Annotated in this window: 12 protein-coding genes; 8 read left to right on the top strand and 4 right to left on the bottom strand. The window is 60.9% G+C overall.

Annotated features, from left to right (window positions below):
• Positions 1–238: 238 nt before the first annotated feature.
• A complete protein-coding gene (locus ACVVH8_RS26510) occupies positions 239–4525 on the top strand; it encodes a DEAD/DEAH box helicase (RefSeq protein WP_475227160.1) in 4287 nt (1428 codons plus the stop codon).
• A 156-nt stretch (positions 4526–4681) separates the two neighbouring features.
• Here ACVVH8_RS26510 and ACVVH8_RS26515 read toward each other — a convergent pair whose 3' ends face one another.
• Entirely contained in the window at positions 4682–6772 is a 2091-nt protein-coding gene (locus ACVVH8_RS26515; RefSeq protein ID WP_475227163.1) for a mechanosensitive ion channel family protein, read from the bottom strand.
• Between the two features lie 421 nt (positions 6773–7193).
• Between ACVVH8_RS26515 and ACVVH8_RS26520 the strand changes: the two genes are divergently transcribed.
• The 4 genes from ACVVH8_RS26520 to ACVVH8_RS26535 are packed head-to-tail and all read left to right on the top strand — an operon-like array spanning position 7194 to position 11168.
• Complete coding sequence (locus ACVVH8_RS26520; RefSeq protein ID WP_475227166.1) at positions 7194–8120, top strand: DUF72 domain-containing protein; 927 nt, start codon at positions 7194–7196, stop codon at positions 8118–8120.
• Positions 8117–8914, top strand: coding sequence for an endonuclease/exonuclease/phosphatase family protein (locus tag ACVVH8_RS26525; protein WP_103303747.1), 798 nt, complete (start codon positions 8117–8119; stop codon positions 8912–8914). Before ACVVH8_RS26520 ends, ACVVH8_RS26525 begins: the two co-directional genes overlap by 4 nt.
• Positions 8911–10185 carry a cardiolipin synthase ClsB gene (gene clsB / locus ACVVH8_RS26530; RefSeq protein WP_475227169.1) on the top strand — a complete coding sequence of 425 codons (1275 nt, stop codon included), beginning with the start codon at positions 8911–8913 and terminating at the stop codon, positions 10183–10185. Before ACVVH8_RS26525 ends, clsB begins: the two co-directional genes overlap by 4 nt.
• Positions 10182–11168, top strand: coding sequence for a lysylphosphatidylglycerol synthase domain-containing protein (locus tag ACVVH8_RS26535; protein ID WP_315445933.1), 987 nt, complete (start codon positions 10182–10184; stop codon positions 11166–11168). The genes clsB and ACVVH8_RS26535 overlap by 4 nt, the downstream gene beginning before the upstream one ends.
• A gap of 244 nt (positions 11169–11412) precedes the next feature.
• Here ACVVH8_RS26535 and ACVVH8_RS26540 read toward each other — a convergent pair whose 3' ends face one another.
• The 3 genes from ACVVH8_RS26540 to ACVVH8_RS26550 all read right to left on the bottom strand — a co-directional run bounded on the left by ACVVH8_RS26540 (position 11413) and on the right by ACVVH8_RS26550 (position 14564).
• Complete coding sequence (locus ACVVH8_RS26540; RefSeq protein ID WP_103303750.1) at positions 11413–12171, bottom strand: alpha/beta hydrolase family protein; 759 nt, start codon at positions 12169–12171, stop codon at positions 11413–11415.
• Entirely contained in the window at positions 12161–13270 is a 1110-nt protein-coding gene (locus ACVVH8_RS26545) for a DUF3182 family protein (RefSeq protein WP_475227171.1), read from the bottom strand. Before ACVVH8_RS26545 ends, ACVVH8_RS26540 begins: the two co-directional genes overlap by 11 nt.
• A gap of 301 nt (positions 13271–13571) precedes the next feature.
• Complete coding sequence (locus tag ACVVH8_RS26550) at positions 13572–14564, bottom strand: GlxA family transcriptional regulator (RefSeq protein WP_475227174.1); 993 nt, start codon at positions 14562–14564, stop codon at positions 13572–13574.
• Positions 14565–14664: 100 nt separating this feature from the next.
• Between ACVVH8_RS26550 and ACVVH8_RS26555 the strand changes: the two genes are divergently transcribed.
• The 3 genes from ACVVH8_RS26555 to ACVVH8_RS26565 all read left to right on the top strand — a co-directional run bounded on the left by ACVVH8_RS26555 (position 14665) and on the right by ACVVH8_RS26565 (position 16749).
• The gene (locus ACVVH8_RS26555) at positions 14665–15213 is read left to right on the top strand and encodes a cysteine hydrolase family protein (protein ID WP_103303753.1); all 549 of its coding nucleotides are present in this window, start codon (positions 14665–14667) and stop codon (positions 15211–15213) included.
• A 238-nt stretch (positions 15214–15451) separates the two neighbouring features.
• Positions 15452–16033 carry a YjfI family protein gene (locus tag ACVVH8_RS26560; protein WP_230679397.1) on the top strand — a complete coding sequence of 194 codons (582 nt, stop codon included), beginning with the start codon at positions 15452–15454 and terminating at the stop codon, positions 16031–16033.
• A gap of 17 nt (positions 16034–16050) precedes the next feature.
• Positions 16051–16749 carry a PspA/IM30 family protein gene (locus ACVVH8_RS26565; protein WP_475227176.1) on the top strand — a complete coding sequence of 233 codons (699 nt, stop codon included), beginning with the start codon at positions 16051–16053 and terminating at the stop codon, positions 16747–16749.
• The last annotated feature ends 92 nt before the right edge of the window (positions 16750–16841 follow it).

Here is a 16841-nt window from a genome sequence, read left to right on the forward strand (position 1 = left end):
CGATAATTGCCGGAATCGTTGCATTTTGCGGGTTTAGTGCGCAACCGTCATCCGTAAAGTGTAGATCCCCTGATTTATGCCGTAGCTACTGGCCCCATCGCTGGCAAGCCAGCTCCCACAGGATTTGTGTACAGCGCGGACCCTGTGGGAGCTGGCTTGCCAGCGATGGGGCCCTGATAGCCAGTGGAGATCCCAGCGGTACTTGCATCTTCCCGCCCTCACCCGCATAACTTGTCCCATGAATCTGCCCCTTCCCACGGACGCGGCGCTGGCAGGCTTTCACCCCGCCGTCAGCGCCTGGTTCAGCAGCACTTTCCCGACGGTCACCGCCGCCCAGGCCCGCGCATGGCCGCTGATCCGCCAGCGCCGCTCGACGCTGATTGCCGCACCGACCGGTTCGGGCAAAACCCTCACCGCATTCCTCGCCGTGCTCGACGATCTCGTCCACCGGGGCCTGGCAAAATCTGACGGACTGCCCGATGAGACCCTGGTGGTCTATGTCTCGCCGCTCAAGGCGCTGTCCAACGACATTCGCATCAACTTGCAGAATCCGCTGGCCGGGATCACCGAGCAACTGCGCCAGATGAACCTGCCGGAACTGCACATCACTACCGCCGTGCGCACCGGCGACACCCCGCAAAAAGAACGCGCCGCCATGCGCAAGACCGCTCCGCACATTCTGGTGACCACCCCGGAATCGCTCTACGTGCTGCTTGGTTCAGAATCAGGCCGGAAAATGCTCGGCACCACGCGCACGGTGATCATCGACGAAATCCACGCGATGGCCGCCGGCAAGCGCGGCAGTCATCTGGCCCTGAGCCTGGAACGGCTGCAAGCGCTGTGCGCCGAACCGCTGACCCGCATCGGCCTGTCCGCCACGCAGAAACCGGTAGCAGCCGTGGCGCAATTCCTCGTTGGCAGCGGTCGCCCCTGCGAAATCATCGACATCGGCCATTCGCGCCCCCGGGATCTGGGGATCGAAGTACCGCCCGTGCCGTTGTCGGCGGTCATGGCCAACGATGTCTGGGAGCTGGTTTACGAGCGCCTCGCCGAACTTGCCCGCGAACACCGCACCACACTGATTTTCGTCAACACCCGCCGCCTCGCCGAACGCCTGAGCCGCCACCTCAGCGAGCGTCTCGGCAAACACGCGGTGGCGGCGCACCACGGCAGTCTGGCCAAGGAATTTCGTCTCGACGCCGAACAGCGGCTCAAGCGTGGCGAACTGCAAGTGCTGATCGCCACCGCGTCACTGGAACTGGGTATCGATATCGGCGAAGTCGACCTGGTCTGCCAAATCGCCTCGCCGCGCTCCATCGCCGGATTTCTGCAACGGGTCGGGCGCTCCGGCCACCAGGTCGGAGGCACGCCCAAGGGGCGCTTGTTCGCCACTACCCGTGACGACCTGATCGAGTGCGCCGCCCTGCTCGACTGCGTGCGCCGTGGCGAACTCGACACCCTGCACATCCCCGAAGCACCGCTGGATGTACTGGCGCAGCAGATCATCGCCGAAGTCAGTTGCCAGGAATGGCCGGAAGACGCGCTGCTGGCGATGTTCCGTAAAGCTTCGCCCTATCGCGATCTCGATGAAAAACACTACCAGGCCCTACTGGCGATGCTCGCCGAGGGCTACAACGGCCGACAAGGTATTCGCAGCGCTTACCTGCATCGCGACGCGGTCAGCCGCACCTTGCGTGGCCGGCGCGGCTCGCAACTGACGGCGGTGACCAGCGGCGGCACTATCCCGGACAACGCCGATTACAGCGTGATGCTCGAGCCCCAAGGCCTGAACATCGGCAGCGTCAACGAAGACTTCGCGGTGGAAAGCATCGCCGGCGATGTATTTCAGCTCGGCAACACCTCCTACCGAATCCTGCGGGTGGAAACCGGTAAGGTGCGGGTCGAGGATGCGCAAGGACAGCCACCGACCATTCCGTTCTGGCTCGGCGAAGCGCCGGGGCGCAGCGATGAACTGTCCTCGGCGGTGGCACGCCTGCAAGCGCAGCTCGACGAGTTGCTCGGCGCCAGCCCCGGCAATCTGCAACCGGCGCTCGACTGGCTGACGCAAACCCTCGGCCTCAACCTTGCCAGCGCCGAACAACTGGTCGAATACCTCGCTCGCGCACGCCAGACCCTTGGCGCCCTGCCCTCGCAAGACACGTTGTTGATGGAGCGGTTTTTCGACGAGTCCGGAGGTACCCAACTGATCATCCATTCGCCGTTCGGCAGCCGCATCAACCGTGCCTGGGGTCTGGCCCTGCGCAAGCGTTTCTGCCGCACCTTCAACTTCGAGTTGCAGGCGGCGGCCAGTGAAGATGCGATCGTGCTGTCGCTGTCCACCAGTCACAGTTTCGAGCTTGATGATGTCTGGCGTTATCTGCACAGCAACAACGCCGAGCACACCCTGATTCAAGCGGTGCTTGATGCGCCGCTGTTCGGCGTGCGCTGGCGCTGGAATGCCGGCGTAGCGCTGGCGTTGCCGCGTTTTACCGGCGGACGCAAAGTCGCGCCGCAGTTGCAGCGCATGAAGAGCGAAGACCTGATCGCCAGCGTGTTCCCCGATCAGATCGCCTGCCTGGAAAACCTCGCCGGCGAGCGCGAGATTCCCGAGCATCCGCTGGTGGAGCAGACCCTCGACGATTGCCTGCACGAGGCGATGGACAGTGAAGGCTGGCTCCATCTGCTGCGGCGCATGGAAAGTGGCGAGGTGCGCCTGATCAGCCGCGATCTGCCGGCGCCGTCACCGCTGGCGGCAGAGATTCTCAGCGCCCGCCCCTACACCTTTCTCGATGACGCGCCGCTGGAAGAGCGCCGCACCCAAGCGGTGATCAACCGACGCTGGAGCGATCCGCAATCCACCGATGATCTGGGTGCGCTGGATACCGACGCGATCAACGCGGTGCGTGAAGAAGCCTGGCCGACGCCCGCGAACATCGATGAAATGCATGAAGCACTGATGAGCCTTGCCTGCATCAGCGACCGTGAAGTTCAGGCGGGCGAACACTGGCGCGAATGGCTCGACACGTTGACTGCGAGCGGTCGCGCCTGCCACTTGCAGATCGATTCACAGCGCTCGTTGTGGCTGGCCCGAGAGCGCCTGACGTGCCTGCAAGCGCTTTATCCACAGGCCACGCTGCAACCGCCGCAACAAGCACTGCCCGGTTTCGATGAGGTCTGGACGTTCGATGACGCATTGGTTGAAGTGATCCGCGCCCGACTCGGCGCCTTCGGTCCGCTGCCGTTAGCCGCCATTGCCGAACTACTCGCGTTGCCGACACCGCAGGTCAATCAGGCCCTCGCGCAACTGGAACGCGAGGGTTACGTATTACGCGGCCAATTCACGCCGGGATCGGCAGTGGAAGAATGGTGCGAGCGCCACTTGCTGGCGCGGATTCATCGCTACACGGTCAAGCGCCTGCGCCGGGAAATCGAGCCGGTGGCGTTGCAGGACTTCATGCGGTTTCTGTTCGACTGGCAGCATCTGGCCCCCGCCACGCAAGGCCAGGGCAGCGCGGTTTTACCAGCGATTGTCGGTCAGTTCGAAGGCTATGCGGCGGCCGCATCGGCGTGGGACAGCGACATCCTCCCGGCGCGGCTGAAGGACTACTCGCCGAGCTGGCTGGATGATTTGTGCCGCAGCGGCAAACTGGTGTGGACGCGCCTCAGTGCCCGCCAGAAAGTCAGCGGCACGGCATTGCGCAGCACGCCGATTGTGCTGCTGCCGCGCAGCCAGGTCGGGTTATGGAGTGCGCTGGCCGAACAGACGCCGGCCAGCGAACTGTCGCCGAAAACCCGGAAGGTGTTCGAGGCATTGAGTCAGCACGGCGCACTGTTTTTCGATGAGTTGATTCATGAGGCGCATCTGCTGCGCAGCGAACTGGAAATCGCCTTGCAGGAACTGGTCGGCGCAGGGTTGGTGAATGCCGACAGCTTCGCCGGCCTGCGCGCGCTGATCACCCCGGCGAGCAAGCGCCAGCAGCGTAGCAGTCGTCGCGGACGCGGCGCGTTTGTCGGCGGCATGGACGATGCCGGGCGTTGGGCTTTGCTGCGGCGCGGGCAGGCTGTGGACAACAACCAAATTCTGGAACATGTCGCGATGACTTTGCTGCGCCGCTACGGCGTGGTGTTCTGGCGCCTGCTGGAACGTGAGGCCGACTGGTTGCCGAGCTGGCGTGAGTTGCTGCGTACCTTTCATCGACTGGAAGCACGCGGCGAGATTCGTGGCGGGCGGTTTGTCAGTGGCTTGGCCGGTGAACAGTTTGCCTTGCCCGAAGCGATTCCGTTGCTGCGTGAAGTACGGCGGCGGCCGCACGACGGGAGTTTGATTGCGGTGTGCGGGGTTGATCCGCTGAACCTGGCCGGGACTTTGTTGCCGGGGGTGAAAGTGCCGGCGCTGGCGAGCAATCGGTTGGTGTATCGGGATGGTTTGCCGGCGGCGGCGGTGATTGCCGGCAAGCAGCAGATCTGGCTGGAGCTGGATCAGATCTCGATGGAACAAATGCGCAGCAAACTGATCCGGAATTGAGGTTGGTGGTTCTGGCCTCATCGCTGGCAAGTCGAATCGTCGCACCGCAGCTCCCACAGTGATTTGTGGTGTGCCTTCTATTCCAGCATCACCCGGTACCCTGTGGGAGCTGGCTTGCCAGCGATAGGGCCAGCACTCACACCACAAATCCCCCAGTCAAGTCCGCGACTCCTGCGGCAACTCGGTCGCGATTACCTCCTGCGGCTGCCGCTTCGGCAACAAAACCTGCTGTGGATAAGTCTGCGCAAAGTGCACCGTCGGGTTGTTATCCACAAGCTTCTTCAACCGCTGGTTGAACGCACGACTCACCGCATACTGCCCGCCCGACACCGTACGGAACTGCGCCGTCAGTACCACGCCGTTCAGATCCATCTTGTCCACGCCAAACACATCCAGCGGCCCTTGCAGGTTGTACTTGAGGAACGGGTCTTCGCGGATCGAATCACCGGTCTCGCGGATCAATTCGATAGCCTTGTCGACATCCGTGTCATAGGTGAACTGCACCGAGAAAAACGCATAGGCGAATTGCCGCGATTGGTTGGTGACAGCCTTGATCTGGCCGAACGGCACCGAGTGCACAAAACCCTTGCCGTCACGCAGGCGCAGGGTGCGGATGGTCAGCCCTTCCACTGTGCCGGCATGTCCGGAATCGAGCACCACCCAGTCGCCGATCGACAGAGTGTCTTCAATGATGATGAACAGCCCGGTGATCACGTCCTGCACCAGTTGCTGCGAACCGAAGCCGATGGCCAGACCGACCACCCCGGCACCGGCCAGCAGCGGCGCGACGTTGATCCCCAGATTGGCCATGGTGGTGATCGCGCAGATCACCACGAGGATGATTTTGATCGCATTGCGCAGCAGCGGCAGGATGGTTTTCACCCGAGTGCTGGGCTGGCGCGCGGCGCGTTTACTGAGTGGCGGTTTCAGGGCTTCCTGAATCGCCGTGTCGAGCACCACCCACAACAACCACGTCACCAGAAAGATCAGGCCGATGCTGCTCAAGGCGTTACTGATTGCCCGCCCGACCGTGCTGCTCTGGGCGAAATCGAGCAGCGACACGCCCCAGATCCGCCCGAGGATATCGATGAAGGCAATCGCGATAACGATCCGCAGCAACGCGTGCAACAGGCTGAGAAAGCGCTCCTTGTAGGCGCTACTGCGTTGTAACGCCTCGGCTTTTCGCGACTTGAACAGGTGCTGCAGGATGGTGCTGAGAAACACCGTGCCGATCAACAGCACCGTGGTGAACAACGCGCAGCGCAGGGCCTTTTGATTGTCCTCGCCAATGCCGATCAGATTGACCGCCGAGACCAGCACCATCAATACAATCGGCCAGTACCAAAGCCCGGAAAAAATCCGCAGCGACTCCTGCAATGACGGTTGTTTCAACCGCTGGCTCAAAGGCCGGTTGCGGATCAGATGCGCCACCGGACGGCGCAGGCGAATCACCAGCAAACCGAAGATGATCGAAGCGATCAGCCCGGTGAACACCGCGATGCTGCTGGTGATGTTGCCGCCCAGTTGCCGGGCAATCTGCGGGCTGGTCAGTGCGTCGCTGAGGGCGGCGAGGAAGCCGATCAGGAACAATGGGCGCGGGCAGTAGTCACGAATGATCTGCGCCGCCGGGCGTTTGTGGCCGACATTGAACATCACCACCACGCACAACAACATCGAGGTGGAAAAGATGCCGCTGCTGGTGGCGTAGGCCAGGCATAGCGCCAGCGCACGCCCCACCGAAGCTTGCAGAAAATGGCTGACGTATAAGGTCAGCGGCAAGCAAATCAGCGCCGGCACGGTGTACGGCAGCAAATAACCGAGCAGATCCTGACTGCGCTGACGGGTGCGAAACCATCGGCTCTCGCGCAGGCGTTTGGCCGAAAGACTGCCGAGCACGGTCAGCAATGCAAAAGCGCCCAGCCATACGCCGGACAACGTCAGGAAATCACCGGCAACGCTCCAGCCCGAGCGGTTCGAGGGTTGATTGACCAGTTTGTCGACTTCGTCCGCCGCACGATCGGCACGCAGGCGCCAGGCGTCTACCAGATGTTCGTTGAGATCGAGTTTGTCCTGGACGTCGTCGATGCTCGAACTGATGGCGCCGAGCAGGCCGCCCTGCACGATGGGCTCGGGTTTGGCCGGCTCTTCAGCAGCGGCCGGAACGCCCGGCAGCGCGGCGGCTTCGAGTTCGTTGGCACCGAGAAACAACAATGCTCCCAGCAGAATGGCGATCCTGAACTTGATCAAAACTCCGATCTCCCGTTGGCTGAACGTGTAAGGAACTGATCGGTGAATGGCGGACAAGTTCGGTTTTTGCCTCAATAACCCACTGAACCCACAGTAAGCTCTCTGAATGCCATTTTTTTGAAACCTTCCCCTGTGGCGAGGGGATTTATCCCCGATAGGTTGCGAAGCGGCCCCAAGCCCGAACTCCCTTTTTCCAGCTAGAGCGAGTTGGCTGGTTTGCGACTGCTGCGCAGCCGATCGGGGATAAATCCCCTCGCCACAAAGGCTCTCTCCAAGATGATGATTTCAACAATGACAGTCATCTGGGGCTTTTGCGGTGTTTTCAAGAATGCACCGTCCGTAACGCCGTCGAAACTTTCCCGAACCGTGCGCAGTCATCAGCAGACAGAGGCTGTACGAGGACTTTCAACGGGAGGGCGGCATGGCAACGATTCACATCGGTATTTCCGGCTGGCGCTACGCTCCGTGGCGCGGGGATTTCTACCCGAAAGGACTGGCGCAGAAGCGCGAATTGCAGTTCGCCTCGCGGGCCGTCAACAGCATCGAAATCAATGGATCGTTCTACGCCCTGCAACGGCCCGAACGCTATGCGCAGTGGTACGTCGAAACGCCCGATGACTTCGTTTTCAGCGTCAAGGCGCCGCGTTTCATTACCCAAATTCGCCGCTTGCGCGAGATCGAAAAACCGCTGGCGAATTTCTTCGCCTCCGGGGTGCTGGAGTTGAAGGAAAAGCTTGGCCCGATCCTTTGGCAATTCCCGCCCAACTTCAAATTCGACGCCGAACGCTTCGAGCATTTCCTCGCCCTGCTGCCCCACGACACCGAGGCGGCTGCCGCCCTCGCCCGTCAGCACGATTCCCATCTGCATGGCCACGCCAGCCTGAAGGCTTACGGCAAGAAACCGTTGCGCCACGCCGTGGAAATCCGTAACGACAGCTTCATCGACCCTGACTTCGTGCGCATGTTGAAACGCTACAACACCGCACTGGTGATCGCCGACACCGGCGGCAAGTGGCCGTACCGCGAGGACGTGACCAGCGATTTCGTCTACCTGCGCCTGCACGGTGCCGAAGAACTGTACGCCAGCGGCTACACCGCCCCCGCGCTCAAACGCTGGGAAGAGCGGATCGACGCCTGGCACCACGGCCAGCAACCGAAAGACGCGCACTTGATCGCTCCACGGGTAAAACCCCGGGCGCGAAAATCCCGCGAAGTATTTTGCTATTTCGACAACGACATCAAAGTCCGCGCGCCGTATGACGCACGTGATCTGCTGCATCGTTTCGACCTCGATGGAGGACTCGCCACCACCCCCGGCGAACCCGCCGGCGAAGGGGTGCTGGCATGAGTATTCCAGAGCCGGTCGGTTTCACTGACGAAGGCGCCGAGGTCGCGTCATCCGTGCGCTGTTTCACCGTGCTGACGGTCAACACCCACAAGGGTTTCACCGCACTGAACCGGCGTTTCATCCTGCCGGAGTTGCGCGAAGCAGTGCGCAGCGTAGCCGCCGACGTGGTGTTTCTGCAGGAAGTCCATGGCACCCACGAGCACCATCCCCAGCGTTACGACAACTGGCCGAAGATGCCGCAATACGAATTCCTCGCCGACAGCCTCTGGCCGCAGTTCGCCTACGGGCGCAACGCGGTGTACCCGGAGGGTGATCACGGCAATGCGCTGCTGTCGAAATTCCAGATCATCCGTCACGACAACCTCGATGTGTCGATCAGCGGCCACGAGAATCGCGGCTTGCTGCATTGCGTGCTGCGCCTGCCCGGTGACGGCGTCGAGGTCCATGCGATCTGCGTGCATCTGGGCCTGCGTGAAAGCCACCGCAACGCGCAACTCGGCTTGCTCATGCAACGCCTCGCCGAACTGCCGGACGACGCGCCGGTGATTGTCGCCGGCGATTTCAATGATTGGCGCCAGCGGGCCAGCGAATTGCTCAAACCTTGTGGTCTGCGCGAAGTATTCGCCGAGCATCACGGCAAACCGGCGCGCAGTTTTCCGGCGCGGCTGCCCGCGCTGCGGCTGGACCGCATCTACGTGCGCAACCTCAAGGCCCGCCAGCCGAAAGTCCTGGCGAACCGGCCCTGGTCACACCTTTCCGACCACGTACCGCTATCGGTGGAGATCGAACTATGAGCAGCGCACCGCTGGAGAAGTCCGCCGTGGAACCGATCAGCATCAATCCGCCGATCCGCGAGCCCGGTCAGGTCGATGTCGAGTACCACTGGCAGGGCAACAACCGCGTCGAACTGTTGGAAAACGGCGAGGAATATTTCCCGCGAGTGTTCGAAGCGATGCGGGCGGCGAAGAGTGAAATCCTGCTCGAGACCTTCATCGTTTTCGAAGACAAGGTCGGCGCCGAACTACAAGAGATTCTGATCGATGCCGCGCAACGTGGTGTGCGCACCACCGTCAGCCTCGATGGCTTCGGTTGTGGCGAACTCACCAGCGGTTATCTCTCGGCGCTGAGCGATGCCGGCGTACACCTGCAAATCTTCGATCCGGCCCCCAAACACCTGGGCTTTCGCACCAACTGGTTCCGCCGTTTGCACCGCAAGATCGTGGTGGTCGACGGCTTGATCGCGTTCATTGGCGGGATCAATTTTTCAGGCGATCACTTGTTGGATTTTGGCCCGGAAGCCAAGCAGGATTACGCGGTCGAAATCCAGGGACCGGCGGTGGCCGACATCCATCATTTTGCCCTGCTGCAAAGCGGTCGCCCCGGACGAGCGCGGTTCTGGTGGCAGCGCCGGCGCCAGCGCCGCGCAGATATGGCCTTCACTGAACACGACGGCCAGGTACGACTGGTGTTTCGCGATAACGACCAGCACCGCAGCGATATCGAAGAGGTGTATTTGCAGGTCCTGCGCCGCGCCAAGCGCCGGGTGGTCATTGCCAACGCCTACTTTTTCCCCGGCTATCGCCTGCTGCGTGAAATCCGCAACGCCGCACGGCGCGGCGTCGAGGTGCGGCTGATCCTGCAAGGTCAGCCGGACATGCTGGTGGCGAAACTCGCGGCGCGCATGACCTACGACTATCTGCTCAAGGCCGGCGTGCAGATCCATGAATACTGCCAGCGGCCGTTACACGGCAAAGTCGCGTTGGTGGACGAGGAATGGAGCACCGTCGGCTCGAGCAATCTCGACCCGCTGAGCCTGTCGTTGAACCTCGAAGCCAACGTGCTGATCCGCGACCGCGCGTTCAATCAGGAACTGTTCCGACGCCTCGAAGACCTCAGCCAGAACCACTGCAAAGCCATGGACGCCAGCAAGTCGCCGCGCGGGCGGGTCTGGCACATGACCGTGGGTTTTCTGGTGTTCCACTTTTTGCGGCATTTTCCGGCGATGGCCGGTTGGCTGCCTGCGCACAAACCGAGGCTCAAGCCGTTTCGAGGTAATCGCTCATGAGCCGTTCCGAAGCCCATCCGCATCAGCAATCAGCGCCAGCTACTCACTCACGCTGGAGTAAATGGAAGCGTCCGCTGACGGTGCTGTTTTTTCTCGCGTTGATCGTGCTGCTGACAATGTTCGCCCGACGCATCGAATGGGCCGAAGTGTTGCAGACCCTCGCTGACTTCAAAGTGCGCACGCTGATCATCGCCGCCAGCGTGACGTTGCTGAGTTTTCTGACTTACGCCAGTTTCGACCTGATCGGCCGTACTTACATCCGCCAGGACCTGACCTGGAAACAGATCCTGCCGGTGGGGATCATCAGCTACGCGTTCAACCTCAATCTCAGCGCCTGGGTCGGCGGCATCGCCATGCGTTACCGGCTGTATTCGCGCCTCGGCGTAAGCAAAAGCAACATCGCCAAGATTCTCGGCCTGAGCCTGGCGACCAACTGGTTCGGCTACATGACCATCGCCGGCGTGGTGTTCAGCAGCGGATTGGTGAGCATGCCGCCGGGCTGGAAAATCAGCACCACAGCGTTGCAAGGCATCGGTGTGCTGTTGCTGCTGATCAGCGCCGGGTATCTCGCGGCGTGCCAATTTTCCAAGCGCCGTGAATGGTCGATTCGTGGCGTGGAAATCAACCTGCCATCGCTGCGCATGGCGGTGTTGCAGTTGCTGCTGGGCGCGTTGAACTGGTCGCTGATGGCCGCGGTGATTTTCACGTTGCTGCCGAGCAAACTCGACTATCCGTTGGTGCTTGGGGTGTTGTTGATCAGTGCGATTGCCGGGGTCATCACCCATATTCCTGCGGGGCTCGGGGTACTGGAAGCGGTGTTTGTGGCGCTGCTGCAACATGAGGCGTCGCGGGGCAGTCTGGTGGCGGGGTTACTGGCGTATCGGGCGATTTATTTTCTGTTGCCGTTACTGATTACGCTGGTGATGTATCTGCTGGTGGAGGCGAAGGCCAAGTCACTGCGGATCGAAAAGAAACCTTCCTGACATTCTTGTAGAGGCCGATGGCCTCATCGCTGGCAAGCCAGCTCCCACAATGGAATGCATTTTCCTGGGGATTGTTGAGGCTGAAGGCACCATCGCTGGCAAGCCAGCTCCCACAATGGAATGCATTTTCCTGTGGATTGTTGAGGCTGATGGCACCATCGCTGGCAAGCCAGTTCCCACATTGGAATGAATTTCCCTGTGGGAGCTGGCTTGCCAGCGATAGCGTCAGGAAGAACAACACAACCTATGAAGATTGGATGATGCTCAACCGCTCACCCACGACCATCTCGGTGATCCAGTCCACCAGAATCGACGTATACGCCTGCTGCGAAACCGGGTCGCTCAACGCATGATCCGCGCCATCAATGATCCGGTGCGTCAACGAATGGGTCTGCTGACACGCGGCGCGGTAACTCATGATCGTTGCGTGGGGCACGTAGGCGTCGGTTTCCGACTCCACCAGCAACACGTCTCCGGTGAATTGCGAACATGCGTGCAGCGCCCGATTGCTGTCGGCGCGTACCAGGGTGCCGCGATAATCACGCAAGTCAGCCTTGTCCAGATCACGCTTGGGTGTGTGCCATTGCTCGTCGCGGTACAGCGCCGGCACTCGCAGCGCCAGCCAGCGTACCGGGCGTAAGGAGGTGAGGATCGAAGCCAGATAGCCGCCGTAACTGGTACCGACCACGGCAATCGCGGAGGTATCCAGCGCCGGGTGCGAAAGCAAGCGATCATACGCTGCCAGAAGATCGCGCAGATTGTCCTCACGCGTTACCCGCGTCAGTGGAATCCCGGTGCCGCCCGTGTGCCCGCGCAAATCGAAGGTCAGGCACACACAACCCAGGCCGGCAATACCTTTGGCCCGCTCAAGATCACGCTCCTGGCTACCGCCCCAACCGTGGACAAACAACACTCCCGGCACCTTGGATTTGGGACTGAGAAATGTCCCGCTCATCTGCTCGTCATCAATGTCGATTTGAATGCTTTCGCTTCTAGCCGTCATAGGATTTGACCGTTACGTACTTAAGGAGAAATTCGCTGTTCTCGGCCGGGCCGCGATACACCTCGATGGCGTCCGCCGGCAGCGGCTGATCAATATAGGTTTCCACCGAAGACACGCGTATCGCGCGCATCGTCGGGTCGTTGACGAAACTTTGCAGCGCCGCCACTTCGGCGCTGCTGGCGCCGCCCATGCGCCAGGATTGTTCGAGCACGCCGCTGCGGGTTTGGCCATTGCTGTCCAGCCCCTGAGCGATGTCGTAGTTGCGCCGCGAGGCGTAGAAGCGCGGGTAGGCTTCATCGGCGGCGCTGTCGAAAACCTGCGCCTGTTCGATGGCCAGGCGCACAGGATCAGGCAGCTCCAGTGTCAGCAAATCCTCGTAGCCGCCCTGCACCACCAGCAGATTCGAGCCGCCGTAGACGTCTTCACCGTGAGCGTCCTGGGTCAAGTATTGATCACCGCAGTAGCTCAGCACTTTATCGCCGATGAATGACTGGCCGACGCTGTGGGTGATGACCTCGCTCAAGTCCTGCTCCAGCACCACGCCTTCGCTGAACAGCGCTTGAGCTTCGGGGCGGGCGAGGATTTCATCGAAGGCATCGAGGCTTTTGATCACTTCCTGACCGCGACCGGCGCAGGCGTGAATCGGCTTCAACCGAATCGGTCCGCTGTACAACAAATGCTCGGCGGCAGGTCGCGCATCGTCGAGGGAAAACACGCTGAGACCGTCGAGAACCACGTTACGCACGCGTTCGGAAAACAGCGGCGACCAGCCTTTCGGTGCGTGAGCCAAATGACTGCGCAGGCCATGGCTGATGGCTTTGGTGCAGATGAAATCGTGCTCGACGTAACCGCCCCACAGATCATCCGGGCCTTTGATGCCTAATTCGTGAGCCTTGGCGGCGCCGACAATGGTCTGCGTCGGCAACAGATAGAGGTCACGGCCACGATGTTTTTCAGCGTCGTAACTGCCGCCAAATTTGAGACCGAGAATCTGCGCCAGCCAACGGGCCAGGGCCTTGTTGGTCTGCACTTCGTGCTGGGGCGCGGTGGCGCGTACCGAATGGGCGACGACTTGTTTTTTGCTCGGTATCGGGGTCATGCGTTTCCCCTTACATCGACGCGTGAATGTAGTGGAAAGGGGTGCAGAGATCAGGCCAACGGTGCAGCTGGGGAAAATGCCAGTGAATCAACTGCTTGCCAAAATCGTGATGGCACCGCGCCCGTTTCAATCTGCACGACCCCCTATAAAATCCCGGCAAATTGCACGATCCACGGCATCACACAAAACCCTGTGGGAGCTGGCTTGCCAGCGATAGCTGGTGTATCAGCCAACGATGTGTCTACTCTCAAAAAACCAATCGCTGGCAAGCCAGCTCCCACAGGTATTGAGGTGAGTCGGTTTACCGCGTTGAACCAAAACGTGCGCGATACTCACTCGGCGCCAGGCCCGTGACTTTCTTGAAGATTGCACGAAACGCCCCCGGGTCCTGATACCCCACCGTCCACGCAATGTGATCAATCGTGCCGTTGGTAAATTCGAGCATTTCCCGCGCCTTGCCCACGCGCAGATGTTGGCAGTATTCGGTCGGTTTCAATCCGGTTGCCGCGCGAAACCGGCGCAGGAACGTACGTTCCTCCAACCCCGCCCGCTCGGCCATCATGGTTAGCGAAACTTCCGTAGCGCCGCTACCCTGCAACCAATGCTGAACCTTGAGAATCGGCGCATCGCCATGGCTGAGGATCGGCGCAAAGTTACTGCCGCAGGCACTGGCACTATCGCTGTGCTCGACCACGAGAAACCGCGCGGTGCCGGTGGCGATGCTCGGCCCGAGCAGACGATCGACCAGACGCAGCCCCAGTTCCGACCAGGCCATCAACCCGGCTGTGGTGATCAGATCCCCGTCATCGACAATCGGCGTATCGGCCTTGAGTCTGATCTTCGGATAGCGCTCGGCGAAGGCTTTGGCCGACGTCCAGTGCGTGGTGGCGCTGCGGCCGTCGAGCAAACCGCTTTCGGCCAGCAGCAGCGAACCCACGCAGACGCCACCGAGGGTGGCACCGCGAGCGTGTTGATCACGCAGCCACTGCAATAAACCGGTGGGCATCTGTGCTGCAGAAAACCCGCCGATCGACGGCGGAATCAGTACCGCCAGCAAAGCACCTTCACCACCCGGGCCGCTGTCGAAAACCCGCTGCGGCGCCTGATCGCCTTCAACCTGCCAGTGACTGACGCGTAGCAACGGCAACTGCGCCGACTGATGTTCGGCGGCGATCCGGTTGGCCACCGCGAACAGGTCGGTCAGGCCATGCACCGCCGCCATCTGCGCACCGGGATAGATCAACACGCCCAGTTCGCTAATGGCAGGTGCGCCGGCGGCCTTTTCTGCGCCCATTGTCAGTTTTCCCCTGTCTATTGTCGGTGCGGCCAATCCTCGTATTAACCGGCAGCGCCAATACTGAAGCCACTTCCAGCCAACTCACGAGGACACACCCATGGCCCAGCAAGCGCTCATCGTAGTCGATATCCAGAACGACTACTTCCCCCAAGGCAAGTGGCCGCTGGTCGGTGCGGACGCCGCCGCCGACAACGCCGCGCGACTGATCGCGGCCTTCCGTGATGCCGGTGATTCGGTGATCCACATCCGCCACGAATTCACTTCAGCGGACGCACCGTTCTTCACCCCGGGCTCTGACGGCGCCAAGCTGCATCGCAAAGTGCTGAACCGCGCCGACGAGCCCGTGGTGCTCAAGCATTTCGTCAACGCGTTCCGCGAAACCGAATTGCAGTCGATCCTTGACGAAAAAGCCATCAAGGAACTGGTGGTGGTCGGCAGCATGAGCCACATGTGCGTCGACGGCATCACCCGTGCGGCGGCGGATCTGGGTTATGCCGTCACGGTGATTCACGATGCCTGCGCCAGCCGTGACTTGGAGTTCAACGGTTTGACCGTACCGGCAGACCATGTCCACGCGGCGTTCATGTCGGCACTGGGATTCGCCTATGCCAACGTGGTCTCCACCGACGAGTTTCTCCAGCGCTAAGCGCCCCGCAAATACTTTGCAAAATCCTGCGCCCGCAACCTCGCGGGCGTTTTGCGTGGGCCGATAAAATCTCACGCGTGAGCCATTGATGGCATTTTGAATTGGTTGTAGTGTGCCTCACGCGTGAGATGTTCATAACGGAGTCACTGCCATGAAAAGCCCCTCCCCCGCGACTAAGTCAGGGAGCCCGAAGGGAGAGCGCTCGAAACCGTCCGCGAAAAAACCATCGAGCTTTTATATGAAGCAGATGCGCGCGGGCCTGGCCGCCGCCGGTTATGTGAAACACGAAACTTGGGTACTTCCGGAAAACCGGAGCTTGCTCAAGCAAATGGAGCAACAGCTACGCCAACCGATTCTGGCTGGCTCATTCATGTCGGAGAATTACATGAGCGCAGGCAACAACTGGAACATCGATAGCCTCTTCAACGCCCTCAAGGCACTGGATGAGGTGGCTTCGCACGAGATCACACTGTCTCTGATCCAGAGCTCCGAACCCAGCATCAAGCTGGAAATGAACGAATTCGGCGGTCTGCCGATTCACATCGCCGTGGCCGGTCAGCAGATCATCGTCGACACCGTGCTGGTGGACATCGATTCGATCACTGACGTGCGCGCCTTCAACGATGCCGTGCTGCGCAGCCGGGAAATGTTCCCGCTGTCGTCGATCGGTATCGAGTCGATGCCCAACGGCCAGACCGTCTACAACATGTTTGGCGCCCTCAGCGCCGACTCGAGCCTGACCAACGTCGTCACCGAGGTGAAAACCCTGGTCGACAACGTGCAGCGCGCCAGCGAAGCCTTCGAACACTTCTTCAAGTAATCCACAGGGAATATCCAATGACTCAGTCCATCTGGAGCAAGTTGTTCACCGCGCTGCGCGGCGGCGCCAGCGAAGTCGGCGAAGCCATCGTCGATCAACAGGCCCTGCGCATCCTCGACCAGGAAATCCGTGACGCCGACACCGCGCTGTCGAACGCCCGTCGCGAACTGGTCACCATCATGGCCAAGCACAAACTGGCCGCCGATCGCGTGAGCGAGTACGACGCCAAGATCAAGGATCTGGAAGCCAAGGCTGTTGCCGCCCTGAACGCCGGCCGTGAAGACCTGGCGCTGGAAGTCGCCGAAGCGATTTCGACCCTGACCAACGACCTGACCGCCGAGAAGAAGCTGAGCGACGAATTTGGCACTTACGCCGAAAACATGCGCAAGGACATCAACAAGGCCGAAGCGCGGATCAAGAGCCTGCGCCAGCAAGTGGACATGGCCAAGGCCCGCGACAGCGTGCAGAAAGCTCAGGTCAGCGCCTCCATCGCCAGCGGCGGTGCTAACGGCAAACTGGAAACGGCAGTCAGCACCCTCAACCGTCTGCAAGCCAAACAACAGCAACGAGCTGCCGAGCTGAGCGCGGCGGATGAGTTGGCGGATGCGTCGACCGGTAACGACCTGGAGCGCAAACTGCGCGACGCCGGGATCACGCCGAACGAAGGCAGCGCGAATGCGATCCTTGAGCGCCTGAAGCAGAAGTCCGCTCAGTAAGCGTTTACGCAAAACCCCTGTAGGAGTGAGCCTGCTCGCGATGAGGCCGGAACATTCAACCAACGTGTTGTCTGAACCGCCGCCATCGCGAG

This window comes from Pseudomonas trutticola BRTCR10, from assembly GCF_056155105.1.

Bases quoted from the DNA above. Each gene is read 5' to 3' on its own strand.
- ACVVH8_RS26510 (WP_475227160.1), top strand. From the start codon at position 239: ATGAATCTGCCCCTTCCCACGGACGCGGCGCTGGCAGGCTTTCACCCC.
- ACVVH8_RS26520 (WP_475227166.1), top strand. From the start codon at position 7,194: ATGGCAACGATTCACATCGGTATTTCCGGCTGGCGCTACGCTCCGTGG.
- ACVVH8_RS26525 (WP_103303747.1), top strand. From the start codon at position 8,117: ATGAGTATTCCAGAGCCGGTCGGTTTCACTGACGAAGGCGCCGAGGTC.
- clsB (WP_475227169.1), top strand. From the start codon at position 8,911: ATGAGCAGCGCACCGCTGGAGAAGTCCGCCGTGGAACCGATCAGCATC.
- ACVVH8_RS26535 (WP_315445933.1), top strand. From the start codon at position 10,182: ATGAGCCGTTCCGAAGCCCATCCGCATCAGCAATCAGCGCCAGCTACT.
- ACVVH8_RS26540 (WP_103303750.1), bottom strand. From the start codon at position 12,171: ATGACGGCTAGAAGCGAAAGCATTCAAATCGACATTGATGACGAGCAG.
- ACVVH8_RS26545 (WP_475227171.1), bottom strand. From the start codon at position 13,270: ATGACCCCGATACCGAGCAAAAAACAAGTCGTCGCCCATTCGGTACGC.
- ACVVH8_RS26550 (WP_475227174.1), bottom strand. From the start codon at position 14,564: ATGGGCGCAGAAAAGGCCGCCGGCGCACCTGCCATTAGCGAACTGGGC.
- ACVVH8_RS26555 (WP_103303753.1), top strand. From the start codon at position 14,665: ATGGCCCAGCAAGCGCTCATCGTAGTCGATATCCAGAACGACTACTTC.
- ACVVH8_RS26560 (WP_230679397.1), top strand. From the start codon at position 15,452: ATGAAGCAGATGCGCGCGGGCCTGGCCGCCGCCGGTTATGTGAAACAC.
- ACVVH8_RS26565 (WP_475227176.1), top strand. From the start codon at position 16,051: ATGACTCAGTCCATCTGGAGCAAGTTGTTCACCGCGCTGCGCGGCGGC.